This is a genomic window from Actinomadura sp. GC306, assembly GCF_004348665.1.
GTDB lineage: Bacteria > Actinomycetota > Actinomycetes > Streptosporangiales > Streptosporangiaceae > Spirillospora.
In genome coordinates this window covers 1-17,142 of sequence record NZ_SMKM01000131.1, presented here as the reverse complement: position 1 = coordinate 17,142, position 17,142 = coordinate 1, and the positions used below count along the sequence as shown (strand labels likewise).

The 17,142-nt window shown below is 74.3% G+C and carries 13 protein-coding genes; 9 read left to right on the top strand and 4 right to left on the bottom strand.

Annotated elements, in window-relative coordinates; all coding sequences use genetic code 11:
* The 3 genes from E1200_RS19040 to E1200_RS19030 all read left to right on the top strand — a co-directional run.
* On the top strand, positions 1-485 hold a 485-nt coding region (locus E1200_RS19040), incomplete at its 5' end, for an alpha-glucosidase C-terminal domain-containing protein (RefSeq protein WP_207933424.1).
* A gap of 2 nt (positions 486-487) precedes the next feature.
* Entirely contained in the window at positions 488-1,957 is a 1,470-nt protein-coding gene (locus tag E1200_RS19035; RefSeq protein WP_131953395.1) for a phosphotransferase, read from the top strand.
* Between the two features lie 168 nt (positions 1,958-2,125).
* Positions 2,126-3,136 (top strand): NlpC/P60 family protein, encoded by a 1,011-nt coding sequence (locus tag E1200_RS19030; RefSeq protein WP_131953394.1) that lies wholly within the window; start codon positions 2,126-2,128, stop codon positions 3,134-3,136.
* 94 nt (positions 3,137-3,230) lie between these two features.
* Here the strand turns inward: E1200_RS19030 and E1200_RS19025 are convergent, their stop codons facing one another.
* On the bottom strand, positions 3,231-5,045 hold the full coding sequence (locus tag E1200_RS19025; protein WP_131953393.1) for an N-6 DNA methylase: 1,815 nt from the start codon (positions 5,043-5,045) through the stop codon (positions 3,231-3,233).
* A gap of 66 nt (positions 5,046-5,111) precedes the next feature.
* Positions 5,112-5,909, bottom strand: a complete 798-nt coding sequence (locus E1200_RS19020; protein ID WP_243708678.1) for a protein phosphatase 2C domain-containing protein — start codon at positions 5,907-5,909, stop codon at positions 5,112-5,114.
* 114 nt (positions 5,910-6,023) lie between these two features.
* Here E1200_RS19020 and E1200_RS19015 point away from each other — a divergent pair, with 114 nt between their 5' ends.
* From E1200_RS19015 to E1200_RS19005, 3 genes are read left to right on the top strand one after another with little or no spacing between them, the layout of a single operon-like run.
* The gene (locus E1200_RS19015; protein ID WP_131953391.1) at positions 6,024-7,316 is read left to right on the top strand and encodes a rod shape-determining protein; all 1,293 of its coding nucleotides are present in this window, start codon (positions 6,024-6,026) and stop codon (positions 7,314-7,316) included.
* Positions 7,317-7,368: 52 nt separating this feature from the next.
* Positions 7,369-8,322, top strand: coding sequence for a DUF5954 family protein (locus E1200_RS19010; protein ID WP_131953390.1), 954 nt, complete (start codon positions 7,369-7,371; stop codon positions 8,320-8,322).
* Between the two features lie 37 nt (positions 8,323-8,359).
* The gene (locus E1200_RS19005; protein ID WP_131953389.1) at positions 8,360-9,298 is read left to right on the top strand and encodes an MBL fold metallo-hydrolase; all 939 of its coding nucleotides are present in this window, start codon (positions 8,360-8,362) and stop codon (positions 9,296-9,298) included.
* A 12-nt stretch (positions 9,299-9,310) separates the two neighbouring features.
* Here E1200_RS19005 and E1200_RS19000 read toward each other — a convergent pair whose 3' ends face one another.
* A complete protein-coding gene (locus tag E1200_RS19000) occupies positions 9,311-10,747 on the bottom strand; it encodes an FAD-dependent oxidoreductase (RefSeq protein WP_279484623.1) in 1,437 nt (478 codons plus the stop codon).
* A 217-nt stretch (positions 10,748-10,964) separates the two neighbouring features.
* Here E1200_RS19000 and E1200_RS18995 point away from each other — a divergent pair, with 217 nt between their 5' ends.
* The 3 genes from E1200_RS18995 to E1200_RS18985 are packed head-to-tail and all read left to right on the top strand — an operon-like array spanning position 10,965 to position 14,863.
* Positions 10,965-12,392: a glutamine synthetase family protein gene (locus tag E1200_RS18995; protein WP_207933423.1), complete on the top strand. Its 1,428-nt coding sequence runs from the start codon at positions 10,965-10,967 to the stop codon at positions 12,390-12,392.
* 50 nt (positions 12,393-12,442) lie between these two features.
* Positions 12,443-13,792 carry an aromatic acid exporter family protein gene (locus tag E1200_RS18990; RefSeq protein ID WP_131953386.1) on the top strand — a complete coding sequence of 450 codons (1,350 nt, stop codon included), beginning with the start codon at positions 12,443-12,445 and terminating at the stop codon, positions 13,790-13,792.
* A gap of 48 nt (positions 13,793-13,840) precedes the next feature.
* On the top strand, positions 13,841-14,863 hold the full coding sequence (locus E1200_RS18985; protein WP_131953385.1) for a LacI family DNA-binding transcriptional regulator: 1,023 nt from the start codon (positions 13,841-13,843) through the stop codon (positions 14,861-14,863).
* A 75-nt stretch (positions 14,864-14,938) separates the two neighbouring features.
* Here E1200_RS18985 and E1200_RS18980 read toward each other — a convergent pair.
* Positions 14,939-17,142, bottom strand: a 2,204-nt coding sequence (locus E1200_RS18980) for an ATP-dependent RecD-like DNA helicase (protein WP_131953384.1), incomplete at its 5' end; no start/stop codon positions are given.

Genomic DNA, 17,142 nt, shown 5'->3' with positions numbered 1-17,142 from the left:
ACCCCGGCTCCCTGCTGCACTGGACCCGCAAAATGATCGAGATCCGGCAGCGCCACCCCGTCTTCGGCGTCGGCTCCTACGTCGAACTGTCCGCCTCCAACCCCTCCGTCCTCGCCTTCACCCGCGAGATCACCGAGGACGAGAGCCCGTACGGCGAGATGGACACGATCCTGTGCGTCAGCAACCTGTCGCGCTTTCCCCAGCCGGTCGAGCTGGACCTGCGGCGCTTCGAGGGGTACTCCCCCGTCGAGTGCCTGGGCGGCGTCCAGTTCCCCGCCATCGGGGAGCTGCCCTACCTGATGACGCTTCCCGCGCACGGCTTCTTCTGGTTCCAGCTGATCCCGCCGGACGAGGGCGACGGCCTCCCGGACACCGTCCCGGGCGGGACGGCCGGGACGGTCCCCGGCCCGGACGCCGGACCGGGCACCGAGCCGGGCAGCGAGCCGGGCAGCGAGCCGGGCACGGGCGCCGGAAAGGCCGGCTGAACGTGCTGTTCACCGAGACGGCCCTCGTGCGCGACCTCGCGGAGTGGCTGCCCAGGCAGCGGTGGTTCGGCGGCAAGGACGGCCCCATCGACGAGCTGTCCATCGGCACCGCCACCGAGCTGCGCACCGGCGACCCCGCACTGCACCACCTCGTCCTGGACGTCCGGCAGAACGGCGCCACCGACCACTACCAGCTCCTCCTCGGCGTCCGCCGCGACCTGCCCGACCGGCTGCGGCACGTCGAGATCGGCGGCGGGTCCGGCCTCCCGGACCCGCCGGGCGGGCACCCGTACGGCATGCGCCTCTACGACGCCGCCCACGACCCGGACCTCACCCGGGTCCTGCTCGACGACCTGGCCGTGGAGGCGCGCATCGGCCCGCTGCGGTTCCGCCACGTGCCCGGCGCCCGCATCCGGACGGACCTGACGAGCCTGCCCATCACCGCCGAGCAGAGCAACACCTCGCTGCTGTTCGGGGACACCTATATCTGCAAGCTGTTCCGGCGGCTCAGCAACGGCGTCAACCTCGATCTGGAGGTGAACCTCGCGCTGACCGAGGGCGGGTGCACGCACGTGCCCGCCGTGCACGGGTGGATCGAGCTGGAGCCGGAGGGCGGCACGTCCGGCAACGGCGAGCCGGTCACGCTCGGCCTGCTGTCGGACTACCTCTACACCGGCGCGGACGGGTGGAGCCTGGCGATCGCCAGCGTCCGCGACTGGTTCGCGCACACGCCGCCCCCGGGCGGCCCGCACACCCCGCCCGACGAGGACGAGTGGGCGGAGCTGGACGCGAGCGCGGCGGGCGGCGACTTCGCCGCCGAGGCCGAGCGCCTGGGCGCGGCGACCGCGGCGGTGCACCGGGCGCTCGCCACCGCGTTCGGCGTGCGGACACTCTCCCCGGCGGAGGTGCGGGCGATGGCCGCGCGGATGAACGCCGAGCTGACCGCCACCTGCCGCTCCGTGCCCCGCCTCGCCCCGCACGCCAAGGCGCTGACGGCCGCCTACCTCGACCTCGCCGCGCTGCAGGAGCCGCTGCGCGTCCAGCGCGTCCACGGCGACTACCACCTCGGGCAGGTCCTGCGCACCGAGAGCGGCTGGACGCTGCTGGACTTCGAGGGCGAGCCCGCGCGGACGCAGCACGAGCGCCGGGCCCTCGCGCACCCGCTCCGGGACGTCGCGGGGATGCTGCGCTCGTTCGAGTACGCGGCCCGGTTCCTCATCGCCAAGTCCGGGACGGTCCCGCCCGAGCCGGGCGGCCGGCTGGAGACGCGGGCGCACGCGTGGGCGGCGCGGAACAGGGCCGCGTTCTGCCGCGGCTACGCCGCCGCGGGCGGCGCGGACCCCGCGGCGCATTCGGCGCTCCTGCGGGCCTTCGAATTCGAGAAGGCGGTCTACGAGGTGCGGTACGAGGCGCAGAACCGGCCGGCCTGGTTGCCCGTCCCACTCAGTTCCCTTGCACATCTGGCCACTTGATCAAAGACACTGAACGGGGCCATTAATTCCGCGCCATGATCATGCAAAATCGCGCTGTTTCCCCAATTCCGTAGCGATCTGCCGGGTACCCGGTCTCTCGGCGAGGTGATGATCACTCGCCCCGCGAAATTCGCGGTAATTCCGACATCACGGAACTGGGAGTACAGAATGGCCAGCGCACGCCAGTCGTCCGGGGACGACGCCGGGAGCGGCATATCCGCCCGTCATGACCGTCGAAATCGGACGGGCGCCCGAAAACAGAGACTGCTCTGTACCGCCGTCACCGCGACGGCGACCGGGATCGCCCTGATCGTCCCGCTGGGTTCCCCGGCGTCGGCGGACCTCAACACCACCGTGCTGAAGAGCCTGCACCTCGACAGGGCCACGCTGAAGCAGGTCAAGGCGTACGACAGGTACCGCACCCGGGTGGCGGAGCAGCGCAAGAGCGCCAAGAAGGCGCTCAAGTTCGCCCGCAAGCAGATCGGCAAGCCCTACCGGTGGGGCGCCACGGGGCCGGGCGGCTACGACTGCTCCGGGCTCGCCATGGCCGCGTGGCGCGAGGCGGGCGTGCAGATCCCGCGCGTCACCCACGCGCAGTACCGCGGGGTGAAGCGCAAGGTGAAGCTGAAGGACCTGAAGCCCGGCGACCTCGTCTTCTTCCGGAACCGCAACCACGTGGGCCTTTACGTGGAGGGCGGACGGTACCTGCACGCGCCGCGCACCGGGCAGCAGATCCGGATCGACAAGCTCACCAAGAGCCGCAAGCGGCAGTTCGCCGGCGCGGTCCGGCCCGGCGCGCCGGAGCAGCGGACGTGGTCGCCGTCGGTGGTGGAGCTCGTCGAGAAGATCGACCGGATGAGCGCCGAGCAGCGGACGGACGAGAAGCCGCCTGATAAGGAGCGGACCCCCGAGACTCCGCCAGCCACTGAACCGACGTCCACCGAGACGACGCCCGCGAACGACCACTCCCCCAAGAAGCCCCCTCAGCCCGATACCGCGGAACAGGCCGCGCCGCCAGGCGGCACTGCCTCGGCGAAGCCGGCCCGGTCCCCGCGGGAGACGCGGCCGGAGCCGCGCCCGAGGCCCGCGATGCCGGAGGCCCGGGACTTCCGTCCCTGGGCCATGTACACGGACACCGCCTTCGAGGTGCTCTCGGCACCGGGCCATCAGCCGATCTGACGCGGCGGCCGGCGAGCGCGCCGGGCCGCACCGGGGGGCGCTCCGGGAACGGGCACGCCGTTCCCGGAGTGCTCAGCAGGCCGGTGGGCGCCCGTCATGGCGACGGGCGGAGATGTCCGTCCAGGAGCCCGTCGAAACTCATCCGGACCAGGGACTCGCCGAGCGACGACATCTCGCGCAGCGTCTCGGTCATCCGGGCCATCTCCTGGAAGGCGCGGCCGTAGGCGCGCTGGCTCTCCAGGGAGAGCCGCGGGACGCGGATCCGGCGCGGGTCCGCGCGGCCCGATCCGCCGCCGTTGCCGTCCCGGCCGCCGGCGAAGCCGAGGTACCCGGCGAGGAAGCCCGCGTCGAGCCGCCCGGCGTCCGGGCGGTAGCGGGTGAGGCCGGGGCCGAGCGCCGCGCCGGGCTCGGTGACCACCCGGGCCGCGCTCGCGGCGATCGCGACGACGTCGCCCGGTTCGAGCATGACGAGGCCGGGCGCGGCGGCGCACATCCCCGAGGGGCCCGTGCCGGCGGTCACGTCGTCCGCGGTGAGGACCGGGACGTCGCCGCCGGACGGGAGCCGGGCGGGCGCGTGGCCGATCGTGACGACGCCGGCCTTCGCGAGCTCGGCCAGTGTGGTGAACGACGGGGGCCGCCGCTCGGGCAGCAGTTCCAGGCGGGGCGGGGCGGGGTCGGCCGCGCGCAGCCGGTCCAGCGTCTCGGTGAAGCGGCGGTCGAACGCGTCGCCGCTCTGCCGGGGCCGGTGCCGGGACGGGCTGAGGTCGACCTCGTCGTCGAGCAGGTCGATGACCGGGACGCAGAACTCGCCGTCCGGGTAGGTCTCCCATTCCCGCTCGGCCCGCCCGAGGTCGCCCTCGGTGTCGAGCAGGAGGACGGCGGGCGGCGGCCGCTCACCGGGCTTCGGGCGCCGCAGGAGCCACACGTCTGGGCCGCCGGACGCGAGCGTCACCACGGCCCGCAGCGCGCCCGCGCGCAGCAGCCTGGCGCGGATGCGGCGGCCGGGGCGGCGGCTCGCCACCGCCGACGGCATCAGCACGGCGGCGCGGCCCCCGGGCCGCAGGTGCGCGAGGCAGTGCTGCGCCCAGGCCAGCTCGGGTTCGCCGCGCGGCGGCAGCCCGTACTCCCAGCGCGGGTCGCCGGCCAGGTCGTCGTGGCCCCACGAGCGGTCGCCGGACGGCGGGTTGCACACGATCGAGTCGGCGACCTCGCCGGGGAACGCGTCGCGGCGCAGCGAGTCGCCGGAGACGACCTCGGCGGGCGTCCCGGCCAGCAGCAGCCGGACCGCGGTGATCCGGGCGGCGGAGTCGTCGCCGTCCTGGCCGAGCGCGAGCCGCGCGCCGGGCGCCGCCAGCAGCAGGGTGCCGAGGCCGCAGGCCGGGTCGAGGACGACGTCGCCCTCCCGGCACACGAGCCGCGTCATGAGCCGCGCGACGTCCGGGCGGGTGACGACGAGCCGCCGCGAGTGCGCCCGGACGTAGCGCTGGAAGAGCATGTCGAACGCCGCGGCGTGGCCGTGCTCGGCGGCGAGCCCGGCGAGCAGCCCGGGCAGGCCGGGGTCGTCGGGCTCGACGGCGGGCACCGGCGGCCGCACGGGCACCTTGACGGCGTCACCGCGCAGTTCGAGCAGGCGCAGCCCGGCCCAGCCGACGAGGTCGGCGAGCCGGAGGTCGTCGCCGGACGCGCGGAGCCGCTGCCAGAGCCGGTCGGCGGGCGACACCTCGTACGGCTTGCCGTTGCGGCGCAGCCAGTCCTCGATGGCGGCGAGCGAGAACAGCGGGCTCGTCGCGGTGCCGCCGACGGGTCGCGGGAAGTCGCCGTGGCGGCGGCGCCAGTTGCTGACCGTGGCCCGCCCCACGCCCGCCAGCCGGGCGATGTCGCCGGCGGTCACCCCGGGGTCACCGCTCATGCGGTCACCATACTTGATCTTCGTGGCATCGATCGGCTCGGGAGACGACGGTGAACTGCGGCGACTCTATCGGGCGGCGGCGTCGGCGGTGCGGGCCGGGCGGCGGGCGAGGCGGCCGAATCCGGTGAGGCGGGCGAGCAGCCCCGGCTCCCGGGCGGACCCGAGCAGCAGCGGTTCGCGCGGCACCTCCCTGGAGGGGGCGACGACGTCCGCGACGACGCAGGTGGCGTTGTCATGGCCGCCGGCGAGGGTGGACAGGTCGACGAGGCGCGTGACGGCCTCCGCCGGGCTCGCGGCGCGGACCAGCGTCTCGCGGATCTCCTCCGGCTCGACGAACATGAAGACGCCGTCGGAGCACAGCAGGTAGCGGTCGCCGGGCTGCGCGTCGTGCCGGAACAGGTCGGCGTCGGCGCCCGCGCCGCTCTGCAGCGCCCGGACGAGCTTGGAGCGCCGGGGGTGCCCGGCGGACTCGCCCTCGGCGGGCCGCTCGTCCCCGGCGAGCGACCGGACCATCGTGTGGTCGCGGGTGAGCAGGTTCAGTTCCCCCGCGCGCAGGAGGTAGGCGCGGGTGTCCCCGATGTGGGCGACCGTGAAGCCGTAGCCGTCCCAGGCCATCGCGGTCAGGGTCGTCCCCATCCGGGCCATCGCGGGGTCCTCGCGGCCGAGGTCGTCGAGGCGGGTGGAGATCTCGGCGACGCCGGAGGTGAGGTCGGCGGCCGGATCCGCGGTGAACGGGATGTCGGCCAGGGTCGTGATCGCGGTCCGGCTGGCGATGTCGCCGTGCGGCTGATCGCCCACGCCGTCGGCGACGGCGAGCAGCCCCGGACCCGCGTAGGCGGCGTCCTCGTTCACCTTCCTCCGCATGCCGACATCCGTCCCGGCGGCGAAACGAAGTACATGGTGAGTCATGCAACCATTAAACCATACTAAAACACAATTCACAAGCGTTGGTCGCGCCAGCAGGTTTTTCCAGGTGTGATGCGGCACACGAAATCGCGGCGGGTCGCAGACCGTCGCCACAGGATCCCTTGGTGCCCGCCCGGTGTTCCCGGCCGGACGGTCACCGCGCGCCCGGCGGCGTTCCGGACATGCCGGACCCGAGGGCGTGATGACCTTGCCATTCGCTTACTCGCGCATGGGCATCCCTCCCCGGACGCGAGGGCATCAACCGGGTCCTTGCGACTTTCGGGGCGATTGGGGGACGCGATGTGGGACTTCGCTGGTCGTGACACCGCTATCGACATGGGCAGCGCCACGGTCCGGATGCATCTCAAGGACCGCGGCGTCGTCTGCCGGGAGCCGTCACTCCTCGCGCGGTGCCGCCGGACCGGGCGGATCCTCGCGCTGGGCGTCCCGGCGCAGAAGATGGCCGGGCGCAACCCCGACGTGACGCTCGTGCGGCCCGTCCGCGAGGGCGCGCCGACCGAGACCGACGCGGCCGAGTACATGATGCGGGCGCTCGTCCGCCGGCACCAGAAGCGCCACTACACGGCCCGCCCGCGGCTGGTCGTGACGGTCCCGAGCGGGCTGACGCCCGTCCACTACCGGGCGCTGCGGTTCTCCGCCTACCAGGCCGGCGCGCGGCGGCTCACGCTGCTGCCGACGCCGATCGCCGCCGCGATCGGGATGGGCATGACCTCGGCCCTGCGGTCGGACGTCACGGTCATCGCCAACATCGGCGCCGAGGTCACCGACGTCGGCGTGATCGCGTTCGGCGGGCTCGTCACCTCGCACACCGCGCTCATCGGCGGCGCGGCGCTGGACCGCGCGATCATCGACCTCGTCCGCCGCGAGCACCACGTGGCGCTGTCGCGGTCGGCCGCCGAGGCGGCGAAGCTCGCGGTCGGCGCGGTGCCGCCGCTCGGGCGGCGGCCGGTGCGGCAGATTGAGGTGGAGGGGCGCGACATCGCCAGCGGCATGCCGCGGTCGCTGGTGCTCACCACCGTGGACGTCGGCCGTGCCATCGCCGGGCCCGTCGGCGAGATCGTCGACGCGATCGGCCGGGGCGTCACCGGCTGCTCCCCCGAGATCTCCGGGGACCTGCTCAGCGTCGGCGTCACCCTGACCGGCGGGTGCGCCCGGCTGCCCGGCCTGGAGCGGCTCGTCCACGACCGGACGGGCCTGCCCGCGCGGCTCGGGGACGACACCGGCGACGCGGCCGTGCTCGGCGCCGCCGAGGTGCTGCGCTCGGCGCGCTCGCAGGAACCGCCCGCCCGCGACACCTCCCCGAACCCGCTGCTGATGACGACGCTGCCCGACCTCGAATACTGAGGCGTGCTCCGTTTCCACGGCGCCGGGCGCGGCGGCGCGCCACGATGGACGCATGTCCTTCGAAGGGATGCCGGGCCACGACGTGATCAACGTCGGCAGGGACCTGGAGCCCGTCGCCGCCGTCCGCGACCAGGAGGCCGCCGAGCGGCGCCGGGCCTACCCGGGTCTCGTGCCCGCGGGGCCGCCGGAGTTCGGCTGCGCCGGGCAGGCGGGCGGCGCCTGGCGGATCCTGGCGCTCGGCGCGGCGACGCCCGCCGCCGCCCGCGCCGGCCTGGCCGCGCACCTGCGCGGCCTCGCCACCGGGCACGACGCGGCCGCGGGCAAGGAGCTGCTGCTCCTCGCGGACGCGCTGGAGACCGCCGGGGAGGCGGGCGGGCCGCTGCGCACCGAGTGCGCGGCGGGGCCGCTGCGGTTCCGGGTGGTCCGCGTGCCGGGCTTCGCCAGGTTCGGGGCGGACGGCCCGGAACCCGCACGCGTCACCGACGCCGAGGACGGGCGGCCGGACCCGCGCATCGACCCCGCGGCCCCGGTCGGCCCGGCCGACGCGGCGCTGCGGCTGGAGCTGCTCGGCCTGCCGCCCGAGGCCGGGCCCGTCCCGGAGGCGCGGCGCCGCGAGGCCGCCGCGGCGGCCGGCGCCCACCTGGGGGTCGTGCTGCTGCCCCCGTACTTCGCCGTCATGGAGGACCGCGACGGCCAGTGGCGGCCGGTCCTGCGCGCGGCCGGCCCGCAGGGCGCCCGCGACGCGCTCGCGCGCCACTTCCGGCTATGCATGCGGCGGGAGGCGCCGGAGGGCGGCGCGCCGCCGAGCCCGGGCGAGCTGGCCGAGTACGCGCGGGCCGCCGACCGCATCGACGCGGCCGGGACCGGCGCGCACGGGATCGGCGCGCACGGCGGCGTCGAGTTCGCGGCGTGCGGGCGGCTGTTCCGGATCGTGCGCGTCGTCCGGGCGCTGCGCGTCGGCCCCGACGGCCCCGAACCGGCCCGCCCCTCCGACGAGGGCGCGTGACCCCGGCGCCGCGGCGGGCCCGCAATAGGATTCCGGCATGAGCGACGCACCCGGCCGCGAAGGCCCCGGCACACCGCGCCTGGAGGAGGTCTCGGACGGGGTGTTCGCCTACGTCCAGCCCGACGGCACCTGGTGGATCAACAACACCGGCCTCCTCGTCGGCAGCCGCGGCGCGACCAGCGTGGACTCCTGCTCCACCGAGCGCAGGACCCGCGCCTACCTGGACGCGATCCGCTCGGTCACCGACCGTCCCGTCCGGACGCTGGTCAACACCCACCACCACGGCGACCACACGTTCGGCAACTACCTGTTCCCCGGCGCGACCATCGTCGGCCACGAGCAGACCCGCGCGAACGCGCTCGCCTGGGGCAAGCCGTTCGACGAGCCGTTCTGGACGAAGGTCGACTGGGGCGGCGTCGAGATCGAGCCGCCGTTCCTCACCTACACCGACGCGGTGACGCTGTGGGTGGACGAGCTGCGCTGCGAGGTCCGGCACGTCGGGACGCCCGCGCACACCACCAACGACTCCATCGTGTGGATCCCGGAGCGGCGGGTCCTGTTCTGCGGCGACCTGCTGTTCAACGGCGGCACCCCGTTCCTGCTGCAGGGCTCGGTCTCCGGCGCGTTCAAGGTGCTGGAGGAGGTCGTCGCGCCGCTCGGCGCGGAGGTGATCGTCCCCGGCCACGGCCCGGTCGGCGGGCCGGAGCTGATCGACCGCGTGGTCGCCTACGCCCGGTTCGTGCAGACCACGGCCGCCGCCGGGAGGGACGCGGGCCTGACGCCGCTGGAGGCGGCGCGCGAGGCCGACCTCGGGCCGTTCGCGGAGCTCACCGACGCCGAGCGGCTCGTCGGCAACCTGCACCGCTGCTACGCCGAGCTGGACGGCCTGGAGCCCGGCGGGCAGATCGACGTGGTGTCCGCCATCGGCGACATGATCACCTTCAACGGCGGCCGTCCGCTGACCTGCCGCGCCTGAGCGTTCCCCCGGTCAGTCCGCGGCCTGCTCCGCCATGTCCGCCTCGACCGCCTCGGCCGCCTTGCGCGCCGCGATCAGGACCGGGTCCCAGGTGGGCGCGAACGGCGGCGCGTAGCCGAGGTCCAGGCCCGTCATGTCCTCGGCCGTCATCCGGTTCCACAGCGCGATGGCGAGGCCGTCGACGCGCTTGGCGGCGTTCTCCTCGCCGACGATCTGCGCGCCGAGCAGCCGGCCCGAGCGGCGCTCCACGATCAGCTTGGTCCACATCTCGGTGGCGCCCGGGTGGTAGCCGGCGCGCGTGGTGGACTTCACCACCGCGCTCAGCGTCGCGAACCCGGCGGCGGCCGCCTCGCGCTCGGACAGCCCGGTGCGGGCGACCTCCACCCGGCAGATCTTGCAGACGGCGGTGCCGGCGACGCCGGGGAACGTGGCGTACCCGCCGCCGATGTTGATGCCCGCGACGCGTCCCTGCTTGTTGGCGTGCGTGCCGAGCGGGATCGCGACGGGCCCGCCGGAGACGAGGTGCCGGGACTCGACGCAGTCCCCCGCGGCCCACACCCCCTCGGTGGGGGTGCGCATCCGGCGGTCGGTGACGATGCCGCCGGTCGGGCCGACCTCGATCCCGGCGTCGCGGGCGAGGCCGGAGGCCGGCTTCACGCCCAGGCCGAGGACGACGATGTCGGCGGGCAGGGTCCGGCTCCCGGTCCGGACGGCGGTGACGTGCCCGTCCGGGGAGGTGTCGAAGCCCTCGACCGGCTCGCCGAGGTGCAGGTGCACACCGACGTCGCGGATCGCGTCCGCGATGAGGCCGCCCATGTCCGGGTCGAGGGTCTGCATCGGGTGGTCCGCCTGGTCCACGAGGGACACCTCAAGGCCCCGCATCACCATCGCCTCGGCCATCTCCAGGCCGATGTAGCCGCCGCCCACGACGACCGCGCGGCGCGCCCCGCCGTCGACGACGGCGCGGCGGATCGCGACCCCGTCGCCGAGGATCTGGACGCCGTGCACGCCCTTCGCGTCCGCGCCGGGCAGCGGCGGCCGCACCGGGACGGCACCGGTCGCGATCATCAGCTGGTCGTAGGGCTCCCAGCTCTCGCCGCCGCCGTCCACGTCGCGGACGCGGACGCGCGCGCGGCCGGGGTCGATCTCGACGGCCTCGGTGCGCATCCGCACCTCGATGCCGCGCTCGCGGAACTGCTCGGGCGTCCGGGCGATCAGCCTGTCGAGGTCGTCGACCACGCCGCCGACGTAGTACGGGATGCCGCAGGCCGAGTACGACACGTGGTGCCCGCGCTCGACCACGACGATCTCCAGCTCGCCGGGCCCGCGCCGCTTGCGGGCCTGGGACGCGGCGCTCATCCCGGCGGCGTCCCCGCCGATCACCAGCAGCCGCTCGCGCGCGGGCGCGCCCGTCCCCCGGGCCGTGTCGCCGTCCGTGGTGTTCCGCAAGGCGGTCGCCTCCATGTCGTCGATGCGCGGATCGGGCCGATCGCGTCGCGCCGCGCCAGGTGTACGGCCCCGGCGAGTGCGAACGCGTCCGATGAGTACAGCACTTTCCCGAACGGCGCGTGCTCCAGCACCTCCCCTGCAACCGCCGCCCGGTCTTCCTACGATGCCCCTACGGGCCGTACCCGCGGTCCGCCCACTCCGACCGGGAGCCAGCAACGTGCGACAATTCCCCGAATCCCTCGTCCCAGGCCAGGCGCTCGACGCGCGCGCACGCGCGCGGCTCGGTGCACGCGGCTCCTCGGAGGCGCGCCGCCTGGCCGGTCTGGACATCGTCGCCGTCGCGCTGACGTGGGTGGACATCAGCGGGATCACGCGGACCAAGACCGTCCCGGTGGAGCGGCTGGAGCACGCCTCCGCGTGGGGCGTCGGGATGTCGCCGGTGTTCGACGCGTACCTGCTGGACGACTCGGTCGTGCCCGGCCCCCACGTCGGCGGGCCGGTCGGCGACCTGCGTCTCCACCCGGACCTGGACCGCCTCGTCCCGCTGGCCGCGCTGCCGGGCTGGGCGCACGCGCCGGCGTTCCGGTACGACCAGGACGGCGAGACCCACCCGCTGGACACGCGGGCCCTGCTGCGCCGCCTGACGGACCGGCTCGCCGGCGACGGCTGGACGGTGAAGGCCGCGTTCGAGATCGAATGGGCCGTGTCGAAGGGCGACGGGGAGGAGTTCGTCCCCGCCGTCCGCGGCCCCGCGTACGGGATGACGCGGATCACCGAGCTCGCCGGCTACCTGCGGGAGGTCCTCACGGCGCTGAAGGAGAGCGGCGTCACGGTCATGCAGCTGCACCCGGAGTACGCCGCCGGGCAGTACGAGGTGTCGGTGGCCGCCGAGGACCCGCTCGGCGCGGCCGACACCGCCGTCCTGGTCAGGGAGACGATCCGGGCGGTGTCGATGGCGCACGGCCTGGCCGCCACGTTCTCCCCGAAGGTCGAGCCGGACACGATCGGCAACGGCGCGCACGTCCACCTCAGCCTGTGGCGGGAGGGCGGCGAGGGCCCGGTGAACGCGATGGCGGGCGGCGACGGGCCGTGCGAGATGTCGTCCCCCGGGGAGGCGTTCGCCGCCGGGATCCTGCACCGGCTCCCGGCGCTGCTCGCGATCGGCGCGCCGTCGGCGGCCAGCTACCTGCGGCTCGTCCCGTCCCACTGGGCGGGCGCGTTCGCCTGCTGGGGGCCGGAGAACCGGGAGGCGGCGCTGCGGGTGGTGACCGGCGCGGAGGGCGAGCGGCCGACGGCGGCGAACCTGGAGGTCAAGTGCCTGGACGCCGCCGCCAACCCGTACCTGGTCCTCGCGGCGCTGCTCGCCGCGGGGCACGAGGGGCTCGACAGCGGCCGCAAGCTCCCCGACCCCGTGCACGTGGACCCGGCCACGCTGCCGGAGGAGGAGCGCGTCGCCCGCGGGGCCGTCCGGCTGCCGGCGTCGCTGGGCGAGGCGGTCGCCGCGTTCGAGGCCGACGACGTCCTGCGGGACGCGCTCGGCGACGCCGTGGCCGACACGGTCTCCACCGTCCGGCGCGGCGAGATCGACCTGCTGGCCGGCGCCACCCCCGAGCAGATCACCGCGGCCACCCGCTGGCGGCACTAGATCACACCGCTTGACCGGGATATTGCCGCCGGCGGGGAAGGAACCCGGGCATGGCACCCGCGTTCTTCCGCCGCCGCGACCGGGGGGACCGCCCCGGCCGCTCGCCGCTGAAGGTGGCGACCGAGGTGCAGTCCGCGGTGTTCCGCATCGCGCGGCTGACGATCACCGCGACGCTGTCGTTCGTGCTGGCGCTGGCGATCCTGCCGCCGGGCGGGCCGAAACCGCTGCTGTCGCCGCTGACCGCGCTGCTGGTCGTCCAGTTCTCCGTCTACCAGACGATCCGGGCGAGCATCCTGCGGGTCGGCGCGGTCACCTCGGGCGTGCTCGTCGCCGTCATGGCCGCGAGCACCATCGGGTTCTCCTGGTGGACGCTCGGGCTCACCATCCTCGCCGCGCTCGTCATCGGGCACGTCCTGCGGCTGCGCGAGCACGTGCTGGAGGCCCCGATCAGCGCCATGCTGATCTTCGCGCTGGGCGCGGCCAGCGAGACCGGCGCGACCACGCGGGTGCTGGAGACGCTGATCGGCGCCGCCACCGGCCTGGCGGCGACGCTGCTGGTCCCGTCGGTGCGGGTGCGGCCCGCCGAGGAGGCCGTCGAGGACATCACCGAGCGGCTGCGGGCGCTGATCGAGGAGATCGCCGACGGGCTGCGCGGCGAGCCCGCCGACGGCCAGGCCGCGCGCTGGCAGGACGACGCCGAGCGGCTCGCCCACGAGATCGGCCGCATCGACCGGGAGCTCAACGCGGCGGAGGAGAGCGTCCGGCTCAACCCGCGGACCCGCGCGCGGCGGCTCATCGACGCCGGCGTCGCGCTGCGCAACGCCCTGGAGACCATCGAGCACTTCACGCTGTCGCTGCGCGGCCTGACCCGGTCGCTGGCCGACGACGAGCGGTTCGGCGAGCGGGGCCACTTGATGACCGACCCCGACCTGCGCCGCGAACTCGGCGACGCGCTGTCCGGGGTCGCCGCGAGCATCGCCGCCTACGGCCGGCTGGCCCGCTCCGACCTGGCCCGCGACGCGCGGCCGTTCCGCGCCGAGCACGACCTGGAGACGCGGGTCGACATCGCCCGCGAGCGGCGCGCCCGGCTCACCCGCAAGCTGCACGAGCGGGCCGCGGCCGGGGACCTGTGGCCGCTGTACGGCGAGGTGTCGATGGACATCGACAGGCTCATCGAGAACCTGCGGGTCGAGCACCGGGCCCGTGCCCGCGAGCACTGGCGGCGGCACCGCGGCGCGTCCCGGCACCTGCCCGCGCGGCCCGTCCGCGTCGTCCAGCAGGCCGGCCACCAGCTGCGCAAGGCCGCCGAGTCGGCCGCGGAGACCGCCGCCGCGGCGGCCGAGCGCAACGCCGGGGAGAGCGGCGTCCCGCAGCGCCGCCGTCCGCGCCGCCGCCGGTAAGCGGAGGTCAACTTTCGGAGCGGCCCGCGCGATCCATATGCTTCGGGCATGCAGCAGGACGAGGAAACAGGCCGGGTCACCCTGGCCACCGTGGCCGACCAGGCCGGTGTCTCCATTTCGACCGTTTCGAAAGTCCTGAACGGGCGCGAGGACGTCGCCCACAAGACACGGCTGCGGGTGGAGCGCCTGCTCGAGCACCACGGCTACCAGCGCGGCGTCCGGTCGGCCCCCGACGCCGCGCTCATCGAGATCGTCCTGCACGAGATCGAGAGCCTGTGGACCATGGAGCTGATCCGCGGGGTTGAGGCGGTCGCCAAGGCCAACGACGCGAGCGTGGTGCTGACCGAGAGCGGCACCCGGCACTCCCCCGGCCCCGAATGGATCGGCGGGGTGCTGCGCCGCCGCCCCCTCGGCGTCGTGCTGCTGTTCTCCAGCCTCGCGCCCGAGTACAAGAAGCGGCTGCGGGCCCGCTCGATCCCGTTCGTCATCATCGACCCCGCCGGCGACCCCGAACCCGACGTCCCCTCGGTCGGGTCGGCCAACTGGTCGGGCGGGCTCGCCGCGACCCGCCACCTCATCGACCTCGGCCACCGGCGCATCGCCATCATCACCGGTCCCGCCGACATGCTGTGCTCCGTCGCCCGCCTGGACGGGTTCCGCTCCGCGATGGGCATGGCCGGGCTGGAGGTCGACCCGTCCCTCGTGGCCTACGGCGACTTCCACGTGCAGGGCGGCTTCGACCGGGCGATGGAGCAGCTCGGGCGGCCTGACCGTCCCACCGCGATCTTCGCGGGCAGCGACCTGCAGGCGCTCGGCGTACTGAAGGCCGCCCGCGTCCACGGGCTGCGGGTCCCCGACGACCTGTCCGTGGTCGGCTACGACGACGTCGCGGTCGCCCCGTGGGCCAGCCCGGCCCTGACGACCGTCCACCAGCCGCTCCGGAAGATGGCGGAGTCGGCCACCCAGATCCTCCTCGGCATCCGAGCCGGCGAAGCGGTGGCGACGCGCCTGGAACTGTCCACCAGCCTGGTAGTCCGCAAGAGCACCGCGCCCCCGCCGCCCGGCGCCTGACGGGCTCGGAACGGACGGCCGGGACGAAAGTTTCGGTGACCGGACGCGCCCCCGCGTCCGTCCCGTCCGGGACGGTCAGCCCTGGGTGAGGCGGTGGGATAGGGCGGTGTGACGGCGGCCGGCGCCGGCGGTTCGGACGGCGGCTGCCAGGGCGCGACGCGACCCCACCAGCACGACGAGCTTCTTCGCGCGGGTTATGCCTGTGTAGAGGAGGTTGCGGCGGAGCATCATCCATGCGCCTGTCGTCAGGGGGATGACGACCGCCGGGTACTCGCTGCCTTGGGAGCGGTGGATGGTGATCGAGTACGCGTGGGTGAGCTCGTCCAGCTCGTCGAAGGCGTAGTCGATGCTCTCGTCTTCGTCGGTCAGGACGGTGAGGGACTGGTCTTCCAGGGAGACCGAGGTGACTACGCCCACGGTGCCGTTGAAGACGCCTGCCTCGCCCTTGTCGTAGTTGTTGCGGAGCTGGGTGACCTTGTCGCCGACGCGGAAGACGCGACCGCCGTAGCGGCGTTCGGGGCGCTTGTCGTCGTGCGGGGTGAGGGCCTCCTGAAGCAGGTTGTTCAGCGTGCCCGAACCGGCGGCGCCCCGGTGCATGGGGGTGAGGACCTGGACGTCGCGGCGGGGGTCGAGGCCGAACTTGCGGGGGACGCGGTTGGCGACGACGTCCACGGTGAGTTCGGCGGCCTCGTCCTGCTCCTCGCAGGGGAACAGGAAGAAGTCGGGGTAGCCGCGGGTGTGGGGGTGTTCGCCGTTGTTGACGCGGTGCGCGTTGATGACGATCCCCGACTGCTGGGCCTGCCGGAAGATCTTCGTCAGGCGGACGCGGGGGATCACCTCCGCGGCGAGCAGGTCGGCCAGTACCTCGCCGGCGCCGACGGACGGGAGCTGGTCGACGTCCCCTACCAGGAGCAGGTGCGCGCCGCGGGGAATCGCCTTCACCAGTTTGTTCGCCAGGATCAGGTCGACCATCGAGCTCTCGTCGACGACGACGAGGTCGGCGTCCAGGGGGTTGTCCTGGTCGTACTTGGGGTCGCCACCCGGTTGGAGTTGCAGGAGGCGGTGGACGGTCGCGGCCTCGTGGCCGGTCAGCTCGGCGAGGCGTTTGGCGGCCCGGCCGGTCGGCGCGACCAGGACGATCTTCGCCTTCTTCGCGGCGGCGAGCTCCACGACCGAGCGGACGGTGAAGCTCTTGCCGCAGCCGGGGCCGCCGGTCAGCACCGAGACCTTCGAGGTCAGGGCCAGTTTGACCGCCTCTTCTTGCTCGGGGGCGAGCGCTTGGCCGGTGCGCTGCCTCAGCCACGGGAGGGCCTTGTCCCAGTCGACGTCGGCGAACGCCTTCAGCCGGTCCGTCGGGGCGTCCAGGAGCTCCAGGAGGCCGCGGGCGAGGGATCTTTCCGCGCGGTGGAACGGGACGAGGTAGACCGCCGGGATCGTCGCCGCGTCATCGCCCGCTCCCGGGATCGGCTCGCGGACGACGCCCTCGTCGCGGGCCAGCTCGTCCAGGGCCGGGACGATCAGCTCCCGCGGCACGCCGAGGATCTTCTCCGCGGCCGTGACGAGGTTCGGCTCGGGCAGGAAGCAGTGGCCGTCGTCGGCGGCCTCCGAGAGCGTGTACTGGAGGCCGGCCTTGATCCGCTCGGGGCTGTCGTGCGGGATGCCGACGGCCTGCGCGATCGTGTCGGCCGTCTTGAAACCGATGCCCCACACGTCGGAGGCGAGCCGGTACGGCTCCTTGCGGACGGTGTCCACGGACCTGTCGCCGTACTGCTTGTAGATGCGCACCGCCAGGGACGTCGAGACCCCGACGCCCTGCAGGAAGACCATCACCTCCTTGATGGCCTTCTGCTCCTCCCACGCCTCGCCGATGCGCTTGGTGCGCTTGGGGCCGAGACCCTGCACCTCGACGAGGCGCCCGGGCTCCTCCTCGATGACGCGGAGGATGTCGGTGCCGAAGTGCTCCACCATCCGGTCCGCCATCACCGGCCCGATCCCCTTGATCATGCCGGAGCCCAGGTAGCGGCGGATGCCCTGCACGGTCGCCGGCAGGACGGTCGTGTACGACTCGACCTCGAACTGCTTGCCGTACTTCGGGTGGGACCGCCATCTGCCGACGATCCGCAGGCTCTCGCCGACCTGCGCGCCGAGCAGCGCGCCCACGACGGTGAGCAGGTCGCTCCCGGTCTTGGCCGTCGCCACCCGCGCGACGGTGTAGCCGGTGTCCTCGTTGGCGTAGGTGATCCGTTCCAGGACGCATTCGAGTTCGGCCGGGCGGGGCG

Coding starts and splice junctions, on each gene's coding strand:
- E1200_RS19030 (WP_131953394.1), top strand. CDS start 2,126: ATGGCCAGCGCACGCCAGTCGTCCGGGGACGACGCCGGGAGCGGCATA.
- E1200_RS19025 (WP_131953393.1), bottom strand. CDS start 5,045: ATGAGCGGTGACCCCGGGGTGACCGCCGGCGACATCGCCCGGCTGGCG.
- E1200_RS19020 (WP_243708678.1), bottom strand. CDS start 5,909: ATGCGGAGGAAGGTGAACGAGGACGCCGCCTACGCGGGTCCGGGGCTG.
- E1200_RS19015 (WP_131953391.1), top strand. CDS start 6,024: ATGCGGCACACGAAATCGCGGCGGGTCGCAGACCGTCGCCACAGGATC.
- E1200_RS19010 (WP_131953390.1), top strand. CDS start 7,369: ATGTCCTTCGAAGGGATGCCGGGCCACGACGTGATCAACGTCGGCAGG.
- E1200_RS19005 (WP_131953389.1), top strand. CDS start 8,360: ATGAGCGACGCACCCGGCCGCGAAGGCCCCGGCACACCGCGCCTGGAG.
- E1200_RS18990 (WP_131953386.1), top strand. CDS start 12,443: ATGGCACCCGCGTTCTTCCGCCGCCGCGACCGGGGGGACCGCCCCGGC.
- E1200_RS18985 (WP_131953385.1), top strand. CDS start 13,841: ATGCAGCAGGACGAGGAAACAGGCCGGGTCACCCTGGCCACCGTGGCC.